Below are 21,730 nucleotides of genomic sequence, written 5' to 3'. Positions count from 1 at the left end.
CATTATAGAAAATTTCTAAGGGTTATTAGAATTTTTGTGCTACTTAATAGAAAATTCAATGCCATTAATAGAATTTTTTCGCCTATTAATAGAAAATGCTGCTATTCCCCCGGGTGCTATATAGACAATGTTTATCCCGGTGCGACAAAACTTAGTACTCCTTCTTCCCTTACAAATGAAAAAACTGATGAAAACAAGAACGTTCTCATCAGTTTCTACTTATTTACTATAGTATTGTAGAATTCCTTTATAAATGGAGTCTGCAAAAATTTCAACGTACTCACTGTTTACTAGTTTTGCACGGTCTGAAGCATTTGATACGAAACCTAACTCAACTAATACAGAAGGAATCAGTTGATTTCTTAAAACGTAGTAATCTGCGCGTTTTACTTTGCGGTTATTCATATCTGCATTGTTAACGATTTGTGTGTTGATGGCATTTGCTAAACGATAATCTTCTTTCTCATTATCATTGGCTGAAATGCTATAGTAAGTCTCAGTTCCATTTGCTGACGTATTTGTTGCTGAATTCACATGAATACTCACAAAAATTTCTGCAAATTTATCTTCTGAAAAGACAACACGATCATCTAATGTAGGGAATGTGTCAGAAACACGTGTCATATGAACGATTGCACCGGCAGCTTCTAGTTTTTGTTGAACTTTTTTCGCAACTTCTAATACGATTTTCTTTTCAACAGCGCCACTTTTTGATGCACCTGGATCTTTTCCACCATGACCTGGATCTAAGACGATAATACGCCCTTTCACTGCACTTCCTGTTAGATTTACTAATCGTAAATATTTTTTCGAAGTATAACCCTCGACACCATTATATGAAACCTTAGCCCATTTCCCATCAGTAGAATAAACATTTACTTCTGTTCCACGGTTAATAACGCCTAAAGATTTTGAAGTTCCATTAGCAGCAGCACGAATATGCAAGCTATTTACTGTTGCGATACCAATTGTATTTGTAGCACTTGGACTTTCCACAACCGGATCTTCTGCTTCTTCAATTTCAGGCTCTTCTTCTTCTTCTTCTGGCACTTCCACTTCAGGACTTTCTATTGGACTTTCTGGCTCTACATTTTCAGATACAACCTCTTTTGAATAAGTTGCAGAAATGTAGGCATAGCGTCCATTATATGAAACTTTATACCATCCATTTAGAACTTCAAATAATGGTAAAGTGTCTCCTTCGTTAATTTGACCAATAATATTTGAATTATCAGCAACAGATACTGAAGTACGAACATTTAAATTATCTGTTGTTGATACCACTTGTCCAATTTTATCGCCTTCATTCGGAACCGTAACACCTTGAACTGGTAATTCTAAACGAAACTTCTCTTCAGATGCACGTGCGATAAATGAAGCAAATTGGGCACGAGTTACAGATTGTGTAGGATTGAAAGCTGTTCCTGTTGCACTACCTTTTGTAATTCCATTATAGTAGATTGCTGCAATATATTTATAGTAAGCATTGTTTACTGCAACATCAGTAAAAGGAATTGATAGATTTGCATATTTCTCTGCGTTTAAGTTAAAAGCAATCGACAATGCTTTGGCCATTTCATTACGTGTTAGTGGCGTATTTGGCGAAAATTTACCTTTACTTTTTTCCGCGATGAAACCATGTTTTACAGCACTTTCAGCATATCCAGAAAGCTCCGTCCCTACCTTTATATCTGTAAATGAAGATTGGGATACAACTAGCGATTGGTTATTAGTAGATTCGATCACCATTTTGGCTGCTTGTCCACGAGTAACAGGGTTGTTTGGCTTAAAGTTTGTTACACCATTTTCGACATACCCTTTGATGACGCCCCGATCAACGAGATAGTTAATTTCTTCATAAGCTCCGTTTGACGAAGGGACATCTGCAAATCGTTGGCTCGCACTTACATTATGTATCGAAAACATTGACAACATGAAGAATACTACAAGCAGACTGACCTTTTTTAAAGACAATGTTCCACTTCCTCCCTTCTTTTATTTGTATTTCCTATTCTACCAAAATAGACAATATGTTGCATCAGGCTTTTCTACCTTATTTCACAAATTGCTACAAATAAATAGATTTTTCCTAGTAATTCGTCACTCCCTTTCTGAAGTAATAAAAAAGAAGAGGTGCAAATGAATGCTCCCCTTCTTGCGCATTCGAATTGAATGCTTTATGTAAAAGTTCTTGCCTACAAAGTTGGTAGCCCAGTATGCTTGAACTTACATACAAAATTAATTATTCGAATTACGAGTTAAGCGATCAATAAATGCATTCATTTGTTTGATTGTCACTTTTTCATTTACACCAAATGTGCCGTCGCCTTTTCCATATGTAATTTTATTCGATGAAAGAATTTGAATATATTGATGAGACCAACCATCTTCAGAAACATCTGTAAATTGTTCAGCACCATCTTTTAATTCCAATTTAAACGCTTCCACTAATACTTTAGCGAGCTGAGCACGTGTTAATGCAGATTTAGGATTAAATTTTCCATCCGCATTACCAGTGAAAATTCCTAATTTGTTGAGTGCCGTTGCAGCGCCCGCGTATTCAGATGTAGGTTTTACATCTGGGAAAGTTGAGTTCGTATCAGATGTATCTAATTTTAAGGCATCTGCAAGTTTTAATGCTACATCGCCACGAGAAATATAATAAGTAAAATCAATAGATGCGTCCTTAACTTCGGCTGCTTCTTCATTACTAAAGTCAGCTACTCGTTTAGCACCAACATATTTAGAACCCCAATAATAAGGATCGTTTATGCTATCAATTGCAACTCCTCTGCTAGTAGTTGCTGAAATAAATTTACCATCGCCAATGAAGATTCCAACGTGGGAAATCCCTGAACCAGATGTATTAAAGAAAACTAAGTCTCCAGTTTGAAGGTCAGATTTCGACACCTTTGAACCTTGTGTATATTGTCCTCTTGAAGTACGTTCTAGATCAATGCCGAATTTTGAAAAAACTAAACCTGTATAAGCTGAACAATCGATTCCATTTAATGTTGTTCCACCGTATTTATATGGTGTTCCTATGTATTGTGTTGCTGTGTCTTTTATATCTGAATATGTAGCTGCTTCTGTTTCATTTGCACCGATACCAGTAAATAGCATAAATGATGCAAAGATTGGTAATAACAATCTTTTTTTCATGATGTTAGATACTCCTTCCAAAAAGCCCATAGCTTTTTTTGCCTAAATAAAGAGTATCATAGAAAATTACCAAATTACTTTTCAATTATGTAACGTTTTCTAGTAAACAAAAAATACTGAATTTCTACATAAATCTAGAAATTCAGCGGTTTTAATAGATATATTCGTAAGTAATATATTACATACGTAATATTACTGTAACAATAAAACAAGTATTTACCAGTTTATTTGCTAGAAAATAGTTGAACCCAATAGTATTTTCCATTACTGTCTTTCTTAATTCCAATTCCTATATTTGTATAGTTTTCCTTTAATATGTTTGAACGGTGCTTTTCGGAGACCATCCAAGCAGTTACAACTTCTTTGGGAGATTTAAAGTTGCGGGCAATATTTTCTCCAAAACTTGTGTATTCATAGTCGAAAAGTGTCGCCATATCCCACGGTAAACCGTAATACGGAGAATTGTGCTCAAAGTATTTACGTTTAATCATGTCCTGCGCTTTAATAATTGCCAGTTGTTGTAGATTTTCATCATTTTGTAAAGTTGGTAACCCCATTTTTTGTCTTTCCACATTCACAAGTGAAACGACTTCTTTTGCCCAATTTCCAGAAGTAACCGTTGTTGCAATATAATCTTTTGCCAAATAATCATAAGCAACATCTAAATTTTCGATTTTTCCTCGAAACTCCATTGCTCGTTTCGTTAATTCTACTAGTTGTACTCGAGAAACCGATTTATTGGGTGAGAACGTTGAATTTGTTGTTCCATTAATAACGCCAGCATCAGCCAATGATTCGATAATATCTTTTGCCCAAAAAGTGCGTGAATAGTCTTTGAACGTTTTTGTATTTTTTTGATCGACTTCGATGTCAAAAGCATTTGCTAACATTTTAGAAATGTGCGCTCGATTTAACGGCTGTTTCGGGTTGAATTTACTATTGTTTTGGATAATCCCTAATTCAGCAAGTTTACGTATTTCTTTATAATACGGATGTGTTTTCGGTACATCCATAGCATTTAACTGAAAATTAGATTCTAAGGAAATCCCCATAGCTCTTGCAATCGCACAAGCAGCTTCTTCTCTTGTCGCGATGCTATTCGGCTTAAAAGAACCGTCTGATTTAAGGTAAATAAAGCCTTGATCTACAAAAGATTTTATGGATTCTGCTGCCCAAAACGTCTTTTTCACATCTTTATAATAGTGAGTGGAAGAATACGCTTGGGATATTACTGGTTTCTGTGCAGAACTTTCTACGACGTTTGATGCCTCTATTTTTGAAAAACATAAAGTGCTCGTTAATACAACGACTAATGATGTTGTAATAATTTTCTTCTTTTTCACATCAAACGCCCCTTTTCAATATATTCCTCTTATTATAACACAATAATTTTTAGTTCTAGTGTAAGTCCCCATCATTTGTGAAATACTGACAAAGTTGAGGTTCAATTTATCTTATCAAACAAATTGAGGAATACAAAATTTTTTCACAAAAAAAACGCCCTCAAAAGAGAGGACGTTTAAATTTAATTATTCAATTCCAATAATATCGAAAGAATTTTCAGTTTCATTGATAGCTCTGTACAAGAACGTAGCAAGCTGACCACGTGTTAAATTGCCATTTGGACTAAAAGTGGTTGGACTCGTTCCAATCGTTATACTATAGTCAACTAGAGTCTGAATATAGACCTTTGTATTGGTATCTTTAATTTTATTTACATCAGTAAATTTCGTTCTACTAGAAGCCGCTAACTCAAGATCAAAGCTTAACGTCAGCATTTTCGCTATTTGTGAACGGGTTAACAAGTTATTTGGTTTAAACTCATCCCCATATCCACCAATTATCCCTTGCTCATAAAGTGCTGCAATTGCCCCATAATATTTGTGTGTTGTTGGAACATCTTTAAATCCTGGATTCGTCACATTCGTAGTATCCAAATTTAAAGCTTTTGCAATAAAGTAAGCTGTTTCACCACGAGTAGCTTTTTGATTTGGTTTGAAGCTTGTTGAAGTTACCCCAGTTACAATTCCTTCATTATATAACGAAACGATTCCATCATAATGTGATGTACCCGGTTTAACGTCAGTGAACGGATTTTCTTGCTCGGCTGATGCAGGAAGTTGCGCAACTGCTACAGCTGTTGTGGCTAGAGCGATTGTTGTAGCGGTGAAGAGTTTATATTTCTTGTTTTTTTGTTTTGAGGATATTTTACGAAACATAATAACTCTCCTTTCTTCTTAAAAATTTAATAGTTAGTATTATTAAGCTAATCTAATCCCAATCATTATTATAATAAAATTTTGTTGTCAAATAAACAAAATCTCGTATTTTTAATATTTTTTGTTAGATATAAAGAAACCTCACAATCATAAAAATAATGATTGCGAGGTAAAAATTAAATCATTTTATTCTGAAATAATTAACAATCCATAGTTATTTTATAATTATTATGGAGTAACGATTGAAGGTACATATGCAGCGCTTTCAACAGTTTGTTCTTCAGTTTGTTTATTACCAGCAAGGTCTTCAACATTTACGAACTTAACTTTTACTTTACTACCTTCAGTTAGTGTTAATGCTGAAGAGAAGTTAAATACTACTGTGTCAGTAGTTGTTGTTAAATATGTTGGTTGTAAAGTCACTGCATCTGTGAAGTCACCTTTAGCTGAATATTCAACTACGTAATTTCCACGAACCTTCGAAGTTGCTTCGTTTACTACTTCATCGAACGTTAATGTTAAAGCAGTATTAGATGTAACAACAAATGGAGTTTCAGAAGCTGCTTTCGGTGCAACTTTATCTGAATCATTTGCAAATGTAACATTTGAAGTAGTTGTTACTAATTCATTACCTGATGCATCAACGAATCCTTTAACTTCAACAGTGTAAGTTTCGCTAGCTAGTAAGTTAACAGCATCATCACCTTCACTTGCAAATGTAAATTTAATGCTGTCAACTTTATCAGCAGCAGTTTGATTATCAAACGAATTTGTTGCATATTTTGTAGTATTACCAGCTAATAAGTAAGAATTACCTTTTGAATCTTTTAATGTTACAGTCCCTACTCCAGCATCGAATGCAGATTTAGATACATCATTACTATCAAATGTAATAACTAACTCATCGTTTTCGACACCAGCAACAATTTTCGCTTCTGCAGATTTCACTTGTGGAGCTACAGAATCAGTGAATACAGGACTTGGAGTACCTGTTACAGCTTTACCAGATAAGTTTTTAAGTGTTACTGACGTTGTAGTTGCTTGTGTTGGTGCTTCATTAAGAGTTAATGTAACTGTCGATGTTTTCTTAGTTGCATCGTAGTTATATACAGCAGCTTGTACTGTTTTACCATCGATTATATAGTTTGTTGTTTTTGCTGCTTCAGTTGGATCTAATGCACCATCAAATGACAATACCATTTCTTTTGTATTTGATTGAGCGATTTTTGTTAATGCAGTTGCCTCAGCGTTTAGAGCTGTAGAAACTTTTGTATTTTTATCCATATCGAAAGCATTCCCTAAAGTATCAGTTACATTTGAAACAATTACTTTGTATACTTTTCCATGTGATAGGTTGTTTGCAAGTTTAATAGTTGCTACATTACCGCTTACTGTAATCTCTGCACCAGATAGTGATACTTCTTTAGCAGCTTCCCAAGCAGCTGGTGTATCTGCAGCCGCTTCTAGTACACGGTAGTTCGCTAATTCTTTAGCGGAAGCAGCAAGACCTGCATTACCATCTAGGTTGAATTCAACAGCTAAAGTATCATCATTTGAAGCCTTAGGAGCAAAAGCTGTCACACTCGCAACTTCAACTTTAGTATCCACTACAGCAGATGTACCTGTATAACTGAATTCAGTATTACTCATTGCGTTACCTGCAGTATCTTTCACACCTGAAACAGTTACATCATAAGTAACATTATTTACAGAAGGTGCAGTTGTAAGTAATACCGTTTGACTATCCACTTGTAATTTAGCTGAAACAACTTGTAATTTTGCACTTGGACCTTGGATTACATAGTTTGAAACATTTTCAGCAGTTTCTTTTGTTACTACTTCATTGAATTTAACTTCAATATGAGTATTGTCAATCACTTTAACTTTTGAATCAGCGCCTAGAGTTGAATCAGTATCATATGCTACTTCTAATACAGGACGATCGTAGTCAGCATAGTTGAATTTTAATCCAGTAGCAAATGTTAAAGCATCATTTTTTAGGCTGTTTGTATCAGTAAATACATCTTTCGCAAACCAAACTTTAATTTCCTTACCTGAATTGTAAAGATTTTTCAGAGCAGTTTTTGTTGCACCGTTAGCAGCTACAGTGTATAAAGTTTTATCTGTTCCGTCCTGTGATAGACTAGCAGAGTTAATAACTACACGATTTGCAGTTGCAGTTTCAGCAGTATCAACAATAATATCTCCTGATTGTGAAGATAATGCTTCATTAAATTTAAATTTAATTGCAGATTCTACACTACTGAATGAAACTGAAGATAATGTTGGCTTAGCTTCATCTTTAACGTATTTTACAGTTACTGCGTCTTTGTATAATACTTGTGCACTTTTAATAGTAGCATCAGAAACATTTGTTACAGCTTGATCTGCAAGAAGTACTTTAATTGCAGTTTTATCTGAATAAGTGCTTTCAATTGCTGTGATTGCACCAGCGCTTAATTCGAAATTCCAAGTTGCTTTTTCTGTAACTGTTGCTTCTTTATCAGTTGCACCTGTTAAAACAGTTTTCACTGAATCAGAAGTACCAAATGAAATTCCAGCTAGGTTTGGTGATTTAACAGCTTGGTCAAAGTTTAATGTTAAGATATTTAATTCTTCGTTATAAGTTGTAGAAACTAATTTTGCAGGTGTGATAGTATCCACTTTCACACTATGTGCAGCTGAACCTACTTCTCCTACTACTAATGCATCTTTTGCAACATTTAGAGTTAAAGCACCAGTTAATGCATTAACCGCTTTTTTAGAATTTTCACCTAAAGTAATTTGTAGTTCATTACCTACCGGTGTTATATTGTCAGCAGTTGTTAAAGCAACATTATTAATTGCTAATTTTGTAACATCATAGCTAGCTGCAGTATCTAATGTAACAACTAATTTTCCACGAGCGTTATCGTAAGAAGCTTTTACTGCTTGTGGAGCTTTTACTGCTTGTAATTGAGCTTGTGTTGGACGGAATGAAATTTCAGTTCCAGCATAGATTGCATTGTTTGCTAAGTCTTTCACTTCATTTCCTGATGTACCTAATACAACTTTATAGTCAGCAACTGTTAATTTGTTTGCATCTGAATCTGCTTTTAAATTAATAGTTACAGTTTTGCCATCACCGCTTAATACTGTACCTGCAGTAGTAGCTTTTTGAACTTCTGATGCACCTTTATAAATTTTAATATTTGCTACAGATGCTTCACTTAATTTTTCATTAAATGTTAAAACAACAGTTTTGTTACCTTGAACATCCACTTTAGTTAACTCTGGAGCTTTGAAGTCAAATTCTTTTTCAGCAGTGTTAACTGTTAATTTACCTTCTTTACCAACTAAAGAAGCGATTATTAATTTGTATGTTTTACCTGTTAAGTCAGATGCTACTTTAGCAGCTTCAGATACAACTACAGCTTCACCGTTTGCTTGTACAGTGAATTGATCAGCTGTTAATTCTTTAGCTGGAGTCTCTGCTAAAGTTACTGTTACAGTTGTGTCTGTAATAGCATTGATTGTGCTTACTTTGTTTAGTACAACATATGTAACTTTTGCTGTGTACTCTGCTCCGTCAATAACGAATTTTACATCAGTTGCTTTGTTAGCTTCTAATGCTTTTTCAAGTTTAATTTCTTTTTTCACATCGTTAGATAAAGTTACGTTTAATGTAGTTGCGTCTACAACTTTCGCTTCTTTAACAGTAACAACGTATTTAACTGTTTCTTTATATTCAACACCGTTAATTTGGAAAGTTACTTCAGTGTCTGTGTTAGCAACTAGTGCGTTTTCTAAAGTTACTTCGTGAGCAGTTCCGTTAGATAAAGTAACTAATAACGTAGAAGCATCTTTAACACCTAATTCGTCTACAGTTAATTCTGGAGCTGGAGTAGTTTCAGCTTGAATTGTACGGTATAAGAATGAAGCGAATTGACCGCGAGTAACGTTAGATTTTGGATCAAAGTTAGTTTGAGTTGTAATTCCTAAGTTACGTAATGCTTGGATAGCATCGCGTGATTCTGCTTTAGCTGATGCTAAGTCAGCAACTGCTAAATCTTCAGTTCCTTCCGCTAATTCCACTAATGATTTACCATATACCGCTTTGTAAGCACGGTCTAATGTAAGTGCCATGTTTTCACGAGAAATTTTATCAGAAGAATTTAATTTGTTGTTTACACCTTTGAATACGCCAGCATCTTTAACTAATGCAGCATATTTTACTAGTTCTGCTTCAGCAGTAACAGGTAGGTCATCAAAGCGTTGGTTTATGTCCCAGTCAGCTGGAATTGAGTAACCTTGTTTTTCTACCCATTTACCTAGTAATTTAACAACATTACCACGGCTTAAATCGTTACCTGGTTTAAATAAGCCACCTGGGTAACCATTAATAATACCATCTGCAACTAAAGCGTCGATTGCTTCAGCGTGCGAGCTTGTTGCTGGTACATCAGAGAATGATGCTGCAGCAGAAGCTACAGGTACGATTGCAGATGCTACTAATGTAGCTGTAGCAGCAGTTGCTACGAATTTTTTATATTGAGCCATAGAGAGGTTCCTCCTAATATATCAAATAGTTAATATTCTCATAAATGTTATTGTTAAGTACAATAACTATTTTTATTATAGTAGTAACATATGTTGGTTGTCAAAGGAAAATAATAGAATGGTATTTTTAGCTAGTATATTGGTTTATTATGCTAAATAATCCATATTTCTATTATATTTTCAACTTTATTACCACTACATTCAATATATCGGAATAACTTTTACATTCTTTACACCATTGTATCAAAAAATTATTAATCCGATTAGTTTTGTTATATTTCTGATATATTAATAGGATTTAAGAAACAAAAATAACAAGAGCACAAGTGAGATCACTTGTGCTCTTGTTATTGGGCTACCAACCTATTTTTCTTGCACTACTGTAAAAATATAGCTAAAGAGGAAAAATTCTTTTACAAATTTAGTCTATCACTTCTTTAATAAAAGAACAATGATTTGATTTTGTACTATTTCGTAAAAAAACAGAAAATATTGTATTTTTTTGGCAACATTACACAAATTTAACTCAGTATTCGGACTTTTTACTTTTAAAACTTAACATGAAAAATTAAAGACATCGAAAACATATAAATCAGTTTCTTAAAACATATACTACTATCGAAATTCATCTTCGGGTGAAAATTAACAGGGAGGTGTTGAAAAAATGTCATCTTACGAAAGTTATCCAGCAGAGTTAGATTTGTTTCTTGGAGGGCTACTTGTTACATTCGGAATATTTATCATACTCTTTGCCATTTTAGCTTATGTCCTTACTGCAATTATTTATTATAAAACTGCTAAAACAAACGGATTAGAAGACATTGCCTTTTGGTCGTGGATTCCACTATTAAATGTTTATGTATTATTTGCATTAGGTTCCACTAAAACATCAATAGAAGAAATTAAAAAAGATGCAATTAAGTTTACTATTATCTATTTCGTACTCGCGATTCTGTCCATCATTCCAATAATCGGCTTCCTAGCTTCTATTGCAATGATGATCATTGCTATTTATTACATGTATCGTCTCTTATATCGATGGACTGGTGATTCAGGGAAAGCCATTCTTTTTGTCGTTCTTACATTTATAACAGGTGGTATTTTCTTTATGATTTATGGACTCATAATGATGAAAAAACCGTTTTTAGCATAAAAAAGGCCCGGTACGCTTTTTTTACTGCGTACCGGGTACACAAACAATTCTGAAAATTCACTACAATTTTCTACTTTTATAGTCTTCCTCAATTTCTTCTTTCCATGAGCTTTCAATCTTGCCCTCTTTACGGTATTTCAATACAGTTTCCGTTACAACCGAAAAGTTTACTTGCATCCCGATTTCATCTGCATGATACTCAACGGCGTAATCACTATCAATACCTAAGTCTGAAGCTGTACCAATTGCATCGATATTGGCACCTAGGAAAATAAATTGCCATCCTAGTTCTTTTTGTTGCTCAATTAATTTCTTAATTTCCTGATAGTTAAATTCACAGCTTGAATTTTCCATACCATCAGTCGTTATTACAAAAAGTACTTGTTCTGAACTTTGCCCCTTTATCTTATGGATGGTTGTACCAATAGCATCTAATAAAGCAGTTGTTCCTCCAACTTCATAATCTTTTCCCGTTAATGGCGCTACACTATTTACATCCAATCGATTATGCAACGTTTCGTAATCATGGTTAAATAAAACCGTTGTAACAAATGCCTCACCTTCAGCTTCTTTTTGCTTTTTAAGCATTGAATTATATCCACCGATTGTATCTGCCTCAAGCCCTGCCATCGATCCACTTCGGTCTAAGATAAACACAAGCTCTGTACATTTTTCTTTCATATATAATTCCTCCATTCAATTTCTATAAATGAAGGATATCAATTTCAGATTCAGAATAGGTCGCATAGGAAGCGACATTTTTTATGCTCCCAACAGAAGTTGATCAAACGCAAATAATACTTCGTTGATTTCAAAAATATTGTAATTTTGATTTTCTATAAAATAGCGGATAATCAGATCAAACCTACTACTATTCGATAATGTGAACCCTGCTGTTGATAGCAGATCCATTGTTTCGTCTAAATTCAATTCTAGTGCAATGGCAAATGCAATGACGGTCTTCTTCATAGGCGCATAGTCTGGGTTGTTGCGTATTTTTGAAAATAGACGTCGATCAATATTTGCCTTCTTATACGTTTCTACATCACTTTTCCCTTTTTCATCAATCAATCTGAGTAATCGCTCCGAGAATGATTCATCCAGTTCGTATAATATTTCTTCTAATGATTGATATTTCGGCATTTCCGCGTAAACTTGGTGGAATTCACTTTCAATTTGTTCACGTACTACAATTGTTTCTTCTATATAATGATCATCAATGTATTGGTGAATTGATTGAAAAAGCTTGTCACTGATTTGTACGGCTTCTTTATCGAATACAACGATTGTAACGTCCATTTCATTTTTCGTTAAAAATTCAGTGATCGTAGAAATGGCAATTTGTAATGCCTCTCGTTTTGGATACCCATAGATACCAGCAGAAATTAATGGAAACGCAATAGAGGAGCATTTATTTTCTTTTGCCAAATGCAGCGAAATTTTGTAACAGGATGCAAGATAATCTGCTTCCTTTTGGTTACCACCACGCCAGATTGGTCCAACTGTATGAATAATATATTTAGCTTGTAATTGAAATGCATCCGTCATCACTGCATGGCCAACTGCACATTGGCCGATTTTTTCACAAGCTACTTGTAACTCCTTTGCCCCTGCTGCACGAAATATTGCACCACATACTCCTCCACCCATTTGCAATGAAGAATTAGCTGCATTCACAATGGCATCTACTTTCATTTTCGTAATATCATTTCTGATAATTTGCAATGGCATATAGTCGGACAACTCCCTTAAATATTTACTTCTATTATACAAAAAAGTTCCATAGTATTTAGAAAACTTAAAAAAAAGGTTACTCAACTGTTATATAAAAGATATTGCTGTTATATAACATGGTGTGTTAACATCATTGTAATAGTAATTATTGTGAAAATTCAAAAGAAACGGAGGCTAATAGAATGGTTACCTTTCTAGTATGTATCGTTATTTTAATCGTTGGTTATTTTACTTACGGCAAGTATGTTGAAAAAGTGTTTGGGGAAAAGCCTGATCGACCAACACCTGCTTATGTGAATGCAGATGGTGTTGACTATGTACCCATGTCCACTCCAAAAAATTCACTTATTCAATTATTAAATATTGCCGGAACTGGTCCTGTATTCGGTCCGATTGCTGGGGCACTTTATGGTCCTGTTGCGTTTATCTGGATTGTTGTTGGATGTATTTTCGCTGGAGCTGTGCATGATTATTTAACTGGAATGATTTCAATCCGGAACAAAGGAGCTCATGTACCGGAACTAGTTTCTAAATTTTTAGGGAAATTCATGAAGCATGTAGTGAATGTTTTTGCACTTTTATTATTGTTATTAGTTGGAACTGTTTTCGTATCTTCACCTGCAATGTTAATTAATAATTTATTAAAAGGTGACGCGACTACTTTAGCTATTATTGTTGGTGTGATTTTCTTCTATTATATACTGGCAACACTTTTACCAGTTGATAAGATTATCGGTCGACTTTATCCATATTTCGGTGCAGTGTTAGTAATTTCTGCTGTCGGTATTGGATTAGGATTAATTTTTACAGGAGCGCCAATTCCTGAATTAACGTTTGTAAACATGCATCCAAAAGAATTACCGATTTTCCCGTTATTATTCTTTACGATTACTTGTGGGGCTTTATCTGGATTCCATGCAACGCAAACACCAATCATTTCACGTACAACTCAAAATGAAAAACAAGGCCGTAAAATTTTCTACGGAATGATGATTGCTGAAGGGATTATCGCCATGATCTGGGCTGCTGCTGCTATGAGTCTATTTGATGGTTATGGTGGATTAAATGAATTACTGGCAGCTGGTGGGCCTGCTGCGGTGGTAAGTGAAGTATCATTGTTGATGATGGGGTCCATTGGTGGAACAATTGCAATTTTAGGTGTTATAGTTTTACCAATTACTTCTGGAGATACAGCTTTCCGTGCGGCACGTATGATTATTGCAGAATACTTTAAATTTGGCCAAGCAAAAATATTGAGCCGTTTATGGATTGCCATTCCATTATTCGTCATTTCGTATGGGTTAACAAAAATTGATTTCCAAATTTTATGGCAATACTTCTCTTGGGCAAACCAAGTAACCGCAGTAATTGCGCTTTGGGTTGGTGCGATGTATTTATTCCTAGCTAGGAAAAATCATTGGATTGCAACCATTCCAGCAATCTTTATGACGTACATGGTTATTGTCTATATTTTATTCGAACCAACAATGGGGTTTGGTATTCCGCTTAATGCATCATATATTGGTGGCATCGTTGCAACAATTGCCCTTGTAGCCATCTTCTTCAACTCCGCCCACAAAAAACGCGGCACATCCTTCTTATTAGATGAAGATGTTTCGGGTTATCAAGTGGCTGGAGCGGAGAAGGAATAAATATTCAGCCCCTTTAAAAATAGCAAAAGTCCTGTAGAGCTGTCTCTACAGGACTTTTTTAAGTTATCTATATTAGATAAATTTTACAACGCCATTTTCTACTGTGAATGTATCATCCATATTTAATATTGTAGAAGCAACAGGTTGTGCTGGAGTTGGGTAGATTTCTTTAAGTTTAGCTAAGACATCTTTTTGATCGTCAGTTAATACTGCACCGTACTGAGCTACTACTTGGTCATAGTTTAAGCTAGTGAAGAATGCCACAAATTCTACTTCTGATACTGTTTCATCTGCATCATCACCATCCGCATCTGCGATTAATGAACCGATTGGTGTTAGATCAACGTTTTCTTTTGTTAATAAGTTAGCTAAATCTTCTACTAAGTTTTGGTCAACGTTCGTAAATGTTAACTCATCTACTTTATCGCCCGTTACGTCTGCGATTACTTCATTGATTTTTTCTAAGTCCGTTTTCACAACTACTGGAGATGGATAGATCTCTTTAAGTTTTGCAAGTACTGCTTTTTGGTCAGCTGTTAATACTGCACCGTATTGAGCGATGACTTGATCATGGTTTAAGTTAGTGAAGAATGCCACAAATTCTACTTCTGATACTGTTTCATCTGCATCATCACCATCCGCATCTGCGATTAATGAACCGATTGGTGTTAGATCAACGTTTTCTTTTGTTAATAATGCTGCTAAGTCTTTTACTAAGTTTTCGTTTACATTAGCAAATTTTAATTCTTCAACCTTATTTCCAGTTACGCTTGCGATTACTTCATTGATTTTTTCCACATCAGTTTTTACCACTGGAGATGGATAGATCTCTTTAAGTTTTGCAAGTACTGCTTTTTGGTCAGCTGTTAAAACTGCATCGTATTGAGCGATGACTTGATCATGGTTTAAACTTGTGAAGAATGCCACAAATTCTGCTTCTGATACTGTTTCACCTGCATCGTCACCATCCGCATCTGCGATTAATGAACCGATTGGTGTTAGATTAACGTTATCTTTTGTTAATAATGCTGCTAAGTCTTTTACTAAGTTTTCGTTTACATTAGCAAATTTTAATTCTTCAACCTTATTTCCAGTTACGCTTGCGATTACTTCATTGATTTTTTCCACATCAGTTTTTACCACTGGAGATGGATAGATCTCTTTAAGTTTTGCAAGTACTGCTTTTTGGTCAGCTGTTAAAACTGCACCGTATTGAGCGATGACTTGATCATGGTTTAAGCTTGTGAAGAATGCCACAAATTCCGCTTCTGATACTGTTTCATCTGCATCGTCACCATCCGCATCTGCGATTAATGAACCGATTGGTGTTAAATCAACATTTTCTTCTGTTAATAAAGCAGCTAAGTCTTTTACTAAGTTTTCGTTTACATTAGCAAATTTTAATTCTTCAACCTTATTTCCAGTTACGCTTGCGATAGTAGCATTTATTTTTTCTATATCAGTTGGCGTAACGTCATTCCCCGGAGTACCATTATTACCACCGTCTCCAGGCGTCCCTCCATTACCTGGTGTTCCGTTGTTTCCTTCATCTCCAGGAGTTCCACCACTACCAGGGTTTCCGTTTTCTCCTGGTGTACCTTCTCCACCTTGATTACCACCATTATTAACTGGAGGCTCGACAACTGCACCTGAATTGTCTACAACTTCTACGATTTTTTCTTTCACAGTTTCATAGTCATTAATAAGTGTAGAGATATTTGAACCAGTTGGAACTACGATTTTTTCTACTGAAATATTTGTTCCTAAAGAAACTTTTGCTTCAGCATTTGCTAAGTCAAGTTGTTTAACTAAACCTGTTACTTCTAAAGCAAGTTGAGTCGCCTGCTGAACATTTACTTTATCTATTGAAGCTGAACCTTTAATTTGAAGCGCTTCAGATGCATTTACCGTTACCGTTGCAACATTTGCATTTACTTCAATTGAAGTTACATTTGCTGCTACTTTTACTTCAGGTAATTTGATGTTTGAAGAAATGATAACATTGTCACGTTTTGCATTAACTGCTTTTACTGCAGAGTTTGTTAAGTTAACTTTTGGACCATTCGAAGTTAAGTTAGCAAACATTGTTAATGATGCAAGTTGTGCTTGAACTTCTTCGACAATAACTAATTCACCTTTAATGTCTAAACCATTTGCATCAAAGTTGTTAGCAACAGTACTTGTTAAAATCACATCTTCGTTTACAGTGATATTTTTAAGGTTTGTAAAGTCTGCGTTAACTGTTAAAACGCCATCAATTATCGTGTTTCCACCATCAAGTACAACAGGATTTTCCTCTGAACCTGAATTATTTAACGTTAATGCGTTGATAGCTTTTACTTCACCATTTGTAATAACAGCATTTACTACCGCACCCTCTAAAGCTGCTGAGTTCGCTGCATTAAATATAGGAAGAGACGATCTGAATTGACCTTCTGATGTGACAATTTTAGATGCTTCGATGTCATTAATTGTAAAAGTGATTTCTTTCGTTACATTTTCAGCACGTACTGCAAATGCTGCCATTTGTCCACGTGTTACAAAGGATAGACCATCGAAAGTTGTCGACGTTCTACCTGTTGTAACGCCATTTTCAAATAAAGCTGAAATATACTCTTTATATGAATCGTGCATGTCTGTAAATGGTGCCGTACTATTAGTTTCAAAACCGAAACCAATTGCAATCATTTTTGCCATATGGTTACGTGTTACAAATTCACCAGCACGGAAAGTGTTATCGTTCGTATAGCCGTTAATAATTCCAGCATTTTGTAATGCAGCGATTGCACCATAATATTCACTGTCCTTTTTAACATCAACAAATCCTGGGTCTGTAACGTTTTCTGTATCTAAATGTAAGACTTGCGCAAGAATTTTTGCGGCTTGTCCACGAGTAATATCTTTATATGTACCAAATGTCTTATCCGGGAATCCTTTAATAATTCCACGTTCAGCTAAATTCATTATGTCAGTATAATACGGATTTTTTGTTGATAAATCTTTAAAAGAAATGCTATTTTGAGTTTCTTCAGCTTGTGATACGATCGGTGCCGCAACTACCCCACTAGATACTACAACTGCAGCAGCAACTCCAGCTTTGAAAAATTTGTTCGCATTTGTTTTAGTCATTTATATATTATCCCCTTTTCGGTAGATTATTATTGTTAGATAACGTCTAACGAAATTGAGTATATAATATAAATCTATTATTTGATACAGGAAATTAATTCATGTAACAAAAATGTATCATTTGTATTCTAATAGAAAAAACCTAACTCATGTGCAGAGTTAGGTTTTCATGCTTTATTGACCGATTGTGTAAGTTAATCGTTGAAGGACCTTATTATCCTTATCATATGCGATTATAGTAACTTTGTCCCCAATCTTTTTACCAACTAGACCATACAAAAATGTATTAGTCCCTTGGTACTTTATTTCTTCTCCATCTACTTTTACATAAAACACATCATCGTTTGTTACAACAGTCAAACTTGTAACATTTAGACTAGTTACACTATAAACCGACTTAATAGTTGCCCCAGAATCCACCACTTTGAATGGCATTGTTACTGTCTCTTTTAATGGTGTTCCATTGGCATTTTTTACATTAGTAGTAACAACCAGTTGATAAAGTTTCCCTACTTGATACGATGAGTTTGGTTTAACTTCAATTGAACTTCCACCATTAGTCACAGTTGGCGTCGTTGGATGTTTAGTTTGTCCATCTAATACATAAATATTGCTAGAGTTAATAGTTGCCGAATCTAGCTTCCCACTAAAATTGACTTTCCACGCTTTGTAAACATCCTCTGTTGTTTGAAAGTTCCATGTCTTTGCTAGTGATGATTCAAATGGAAGAAGTAGAAACATCACTGCACTAAATAACACAATTAATGCTTTTTTCATGTTTCATATCCTCCTTAATTTACAGTACCAACTTCAAGTTCACTTGGAGAATAGTATTTAAAGATATCTTTTAATAGCTTATCATCAGTAAGTAGTTGATATAATGAATAATTACCTGATAAAGGATTTTTTGGTAACTCTGAATATGTTTTCTTACCTTTACCGATTTTTTTATAGATTTCGATTGTTTTATCCTCAGTAGTGACAGTAATTTTTAAATCTTCTTTAAAGTCAACATTTGAAAGAACAAATACAAGCGGTTCATCTCCTGCTCTTTCTACTTCTTGTCCACCCGAAGATACAACAACAGTTGTGTCAGAATTTAGCAGAGAACTATTTAATGTAGTTTCTACAGTCGTTACAGCTGTCTCTTGTTCGCCAGGCATATCTACTGTCGTTACTTTAATTGTTTCTACCATTTTTTCCGGAACAACAACTCGAATATTTTCTAACTCATTATTAGCAAGATCCGCTATCTCAGATAACACCTCTTCAAATGAACCATTAATAGAAACAGGTGGAATAGTGATAGTTATTAATTGATCTAATGGAATATCGTACTTATAATTTGAAAATGCGTTTTTAGGAATTTTTACGGAAACTTTTTGATTACGTACTATTGAGTAATCATTTACTTTCGGAATCGTGATTATTAGCCCAGTTCCATTCGAATTAGGATCTATTACAAATGATCCTGTTTTAATCGTTTCATCAATTACTTTTTTCCATTCATCTGCTTGATCCTCAACAGTGAATCCCTTCATTAATGCAGATTTTTTTGAGCTATTCGTTGTAATAGTTGAATCCCATTTAGCATCTGTTAGAGTAAGTGTAATAGTTGTCCCATTTTTAATAAATGCTTGTGAAATAGTGTACGTATTACTTACTACTTTTGCTTCGCCACCCACAACAATGGTTTCATTATTTTCTATTGGGATGTTATATTCTGAATCTTTTACTAAGGTTTCTGGAACATTAAACGTTAGTGTTCCATTACCGCTAAAATCAACGGCTGGAAGTTTAATTGTTAATTTATTTCCCTTAACAACAACTACTTTAGGATCATTTGAGCTAGTAATCGCAGCCTTTACTTTAGTCGTTAATGGATCTGAGGATGAAATAACACCAAGGTAATCATTAACTGAAAGATTTTCAATAAACTGTGCATTAGCAAGGGTAATGATAATCGTTTTTCCACCTTTTTGAAGACTTACAGCATCAAGGTCTCCCCCTGTTGCTGTTCCTTCTAGTTTTGCTTTTACACCCGCAATTTTAATGGCTGCTTTAACAGTTTTAGGAGCGCTAGCGAATTCAAGTAAATTAGATGGAACTGTTAAATCGTAAACTGAATCTTTAAATAGCAATAAATCTTTCTTTAATACACTAATCTCAATAACCGTATCACTTTTTCTATCAATTGAACCAATTGTTAGCGTTGAGTTTACATCTGAATCTTTTAAAACAAACGGAGCTGTTCCAGTAGGTGCTGGTAATCCTTTTATTTCAACATCTTGATCCCACTTATCATTTGTTAATGTAACAGTAAATTTAATTCCTTCACTTGCAAAATCAAATTCATTTATTCCAGTTGGTGCATTAATTTTGAATTTCACTTCATCTAAGGCTTCTACAGTGAAGACATCTGCTTTATCCGCTTGAATATCTTCATCTGTCAAGCTGCTTGTAATAGTTGCCGGATTAAAGATTAACTCAGGGTTTGCACTTAATTTAAATGATGCTAATTTAGGTAAAGTGATTTTTAGTTTTTGGTTATTTGTACGAACAACATCCGCTTTTGAAATCACTTCGCCAGCATTCAAGTCCCCTAAATCTCCCCAATTAAAAGCAGATAATAGTGCTTCACGTTTTGTAGTACTTAATGCTACATCCCAATCCCAATTCGCATTTACAAGAGTTAATTCAATTACCTTTCCACCCTTAATTAATGTGTCGTGTGAAATTTTTGGGGTAGCATTACCTGAAATTATTACTTTAGGTTCTGCTTCAATAACAAATTCTTGAGTTGGCAATTTTAAACCGTCAGGCAGAATTTGATATGGAACATTTAGTTTTAATACCATATCTTTTGTTAAAGTGAAATCTTCTACTCTTGGAATTGTTATTGTAAGTGTATTAGAATTCACTACTATATTAGTGGTATTTTTTTTCAGCTCTTTTTTTATTTTTTCCCATTCTTCAGGTTCAGAAGATGGCTTAAAAGAATCAATTAGAAGTTCTTGTTTATATTTGTCATTAGTAATATTATTCCAGCTTGATCCATTTGGTAAATTTAATGTGATTGTTGTAGTTGAAGGTTCATTGTTGTTAATTGCTTTCTCCGTTAAATTAACAGAATCAGATGGGTCAAGATTTCCTGAATTAGCCTGATTAATTTTGAATGATAAAGAACCCTTATTTAAAAGATCCCCATCGTTTTCCATTGAAATATAACCAGCAACCTTTAAATCGTCACCATCACCCGGATCAAACGTAATCGTCTTAGTGTCAACTATTGCTAAAATTGTCGGAAGCTTAATTTTTAAAATATGACTATTGTCTTCAAATGAAAGAAAATCATTTGGATCGGATTTCTTTAATGTATCTTCTACAACATCCCAAGTGTTACCATCTTTGTCCTTAAATCTATCAAGGAATGGTCCTAGGTTTGTCCAGACTTTTAATTTATCTTCATCCCAAATTGCATTTAATAAATTTAATTCAATTGTTTTACCTTTAAGTTCACTAGCTGAAGCTTCTTGCACACTACCAGATAAAGAAATTTCAGGTTGTGCATATATTATAAACTCAACAGGCTCAACTTCCCCCGGCCAGTTTTCAATAAGTGCTCCTGTTAAATTAATCGTAATTGTTTGGTTTTTACTAATTTTAAAACTTGCATCACCTTTTAATGTAATTGTCAGTAAATCATTAGAACCATCAGAACTGCTTACAGTAGCAGTAATATTACCCGGTGTATTTTTATATTCTTCCCACTTATCGTTATCAACATCAGCTACCATGCTTGATATCAATACATCTAGTTTTGAAAGATTATTACTAGCATTTTTTACCCACTCTTTATCATCAGGTAAATCTAGAGTAATAATTTGATTACCAGCTACAATTCTTTCTTCCGTAATCAAGTCTTGTTGATCTAATTCAACCGTTATTCCACCCGCTGCTGTAACATTAAATGGAGTTATTGTAGAAAAAACTAGTAAGAAAGCTAGAATCGCATATAACCATTTCATCGTTTTATTCCTTTTCATTATTTTTCCCCCTCTATTCGTCTATTGATATGTAAAATTCATTGTGAAGTTAATCACTTGATTTCCGTTCTATCAACCCCTTCTATTTACCCATAC

General features: G+C 34.4%; 12 protein-coding genes. 2 read left to right on the top strand and 10 right to left on the bottom strand.

All coding sequences use genetic code 11. From position 1 onward, the window contains the following. Window positions 1-219 precede the first annotated feature (219 nt). From CRO00_RS01085 to CRO00_RS01065, 5 genes are all read right to left on the bottom strand, one after another. Entirely contained in the window at window positions 220-1,974 is a 1,755-nt protein-coding gene (locus CRO00_RS01085; RefSeq protein WP_097071804.1) for an N-acetylmuramoyl-L-alanine amidase, read from the bottom strand. A 264-nt stretch (window positions 1,975-2,238) separates the two neighbouring features. Beyond that, entirely contained in the window at window positions 2,239-3,162 is a 924-nt protein-coding gene (locus tag CRO00_RS01080; protein ID WP_097071803.1) for a C40 family peptidase, read from the bottom strand. Between the two features lie 224 nt (window positions 3,163-3,386). Then, on the bottom strand, window positions 3,387-4,505 hold the full coding sequence (locus CRO00_RS01075; protein WP_237658282.1) for a CAP and S-layer homology domain-containing protein: 1,119 nt from the start codon (window positions 4,503-4,505) through the stop codon (window positions 3,387-3,389). Window positions 4,506-4,691: 186 nt separating this feature from the next. Next, complete coding sequence (locus CRO00_RS01070) at window positions 4,692-5,381, bottom strand: S-layer homology domain-containing protein (protein ID WP_097071802.1); 690 nt, start codon at window positions 5,379-5,381, stop codon at window positions 4,692-4,694. A gap of 228 nt (window positions 5,382-5,609) precedes the next feature. Further along, window positions 5,610-9,920, bottom strand: coding sequence for an Ig-like domain-containing protein (locus CRO00_RS01065; RefSeq protein ID WP_097071801.1), 4,311 nt, complete (start codon window positions 9,918-9,920; stop codon window positions 5,610-5,612). Window positions 9,921-10,584: 664 nt separating this feature from the next. Here CRO00_RS01065 and CRO00_RS01060 point away from each other — a divergent pair. Continuing rightward, window positions 10,585-11,073 carry a hypothetical protein gene (locus tag CRO00_RS01060; RefSeq protein WP_097071800.1) on the top strand — a complete coding sequence of 163 codons (489 nt, stop codon included), beginning with the start codon at window positions 10,585-10,587 and terminating at the stop codon, window positions 11,071-11,073. 60 nt (window positions 11,074-11,133) lie between these two features. Here CRO00_RS01060 and CRO00_RS01055 read toward each other — a convergent pair whose 3' ends face one another. Together CRO00_RS01055 and CRO00_RS01050 are read right to left on the bottom strand one after the other, a co-directional pair. Then, entirely contained in the window at window positions 11,134-11,754 is a 621-nt protein-coding gene (locus tag CRO00_RS01055) for a vWA domain-containing protein (protein ID WP_097071799.1), read from the bottom strand. A gap of 81 nt (window positions 11,755-11,835) precedes the next feature. Further along, complete coding sequence (locus CRO00_RS01050; protein WP_097071798.1) at window positions 11,836-12,804, bottom strand: macro domain-containing protein; 969 nt, start codon at window positions 12,802-12,804, stop codon at window positions 11,836-11,838. A gap of 185 nt (window positions 12,805-12,989) precedes the next feature. On the opposite strand from CRO00_RS01050, the gene CRO00_RS01045 reads away from it, so the two are divergent. After that, entirely contained in the window at window positions 12,990-14,459 is a 1,470-nt protein-coding gene (locus CRO00_RS01045; RefSeq protein ID WP_097071797.1) for a carbon starvation CstA family protein, read from the top strand. Window positions 14,460-14,531: 72 nt separating this feature from the next. Here CRO00_RS01045 and CRO00_RS20510 read toward each other — a convergent pair whose 3' ends face one another. The 3 genes from CRO00_RS20510 to CRO00_RS01030 form a co-directional block, all read right to left on the bottom strand. Beyond that, on the bottom strand, window positions 14,532-17,588 hold the full coding sequence (locus tag CRO00_RS20510; RefSeq protein WP_097071796.1) for an S-layer homology domain-containing protein: 3,057 nt from the start codon (window positions 17,586-17,588) through the stop codon (window positions 14,532-14,534). A 174-nt stretch (window positions 17,589-17,762) separates the two neighbouring features. Next, entirely contained in the window at window positions 17,763-18,365 is a 603-nt protein-coding gene (locus CRO00_RS01035) for an Ig-like domain-containing domain (RefSeq protein WP_097071795.1), read from the bottom strand. Window positions 18,366-18,379: 14 nt separating this feature from the next. Then, on the bottom strand, window positions 18,380-21,634 hold the full coding sequence (locus CRO00_RS01030) for a hypothetical protein (RefSeq protein ID WP_097071794.1): 3,255 nt from the start codon (window positions 21,632-21,634) through the stop codon (window positions 18,380-18,382). Between the last annotated feature and the right edge of the window lie 96 nt (window positions 21,635-21,730).

This window comes from Ureibacillus xyleni, assembly GCF_900217795.1.
Taxonomy (GTDB): Bacteria; Bacillota; Bacilli; order Bacillales_A; family Planococcaceae; genus Ureibacillus; species Ureibacillus xyleni.
This window is presented reverse-complemented; position numbering and strand designations above follow the sequence as displayed.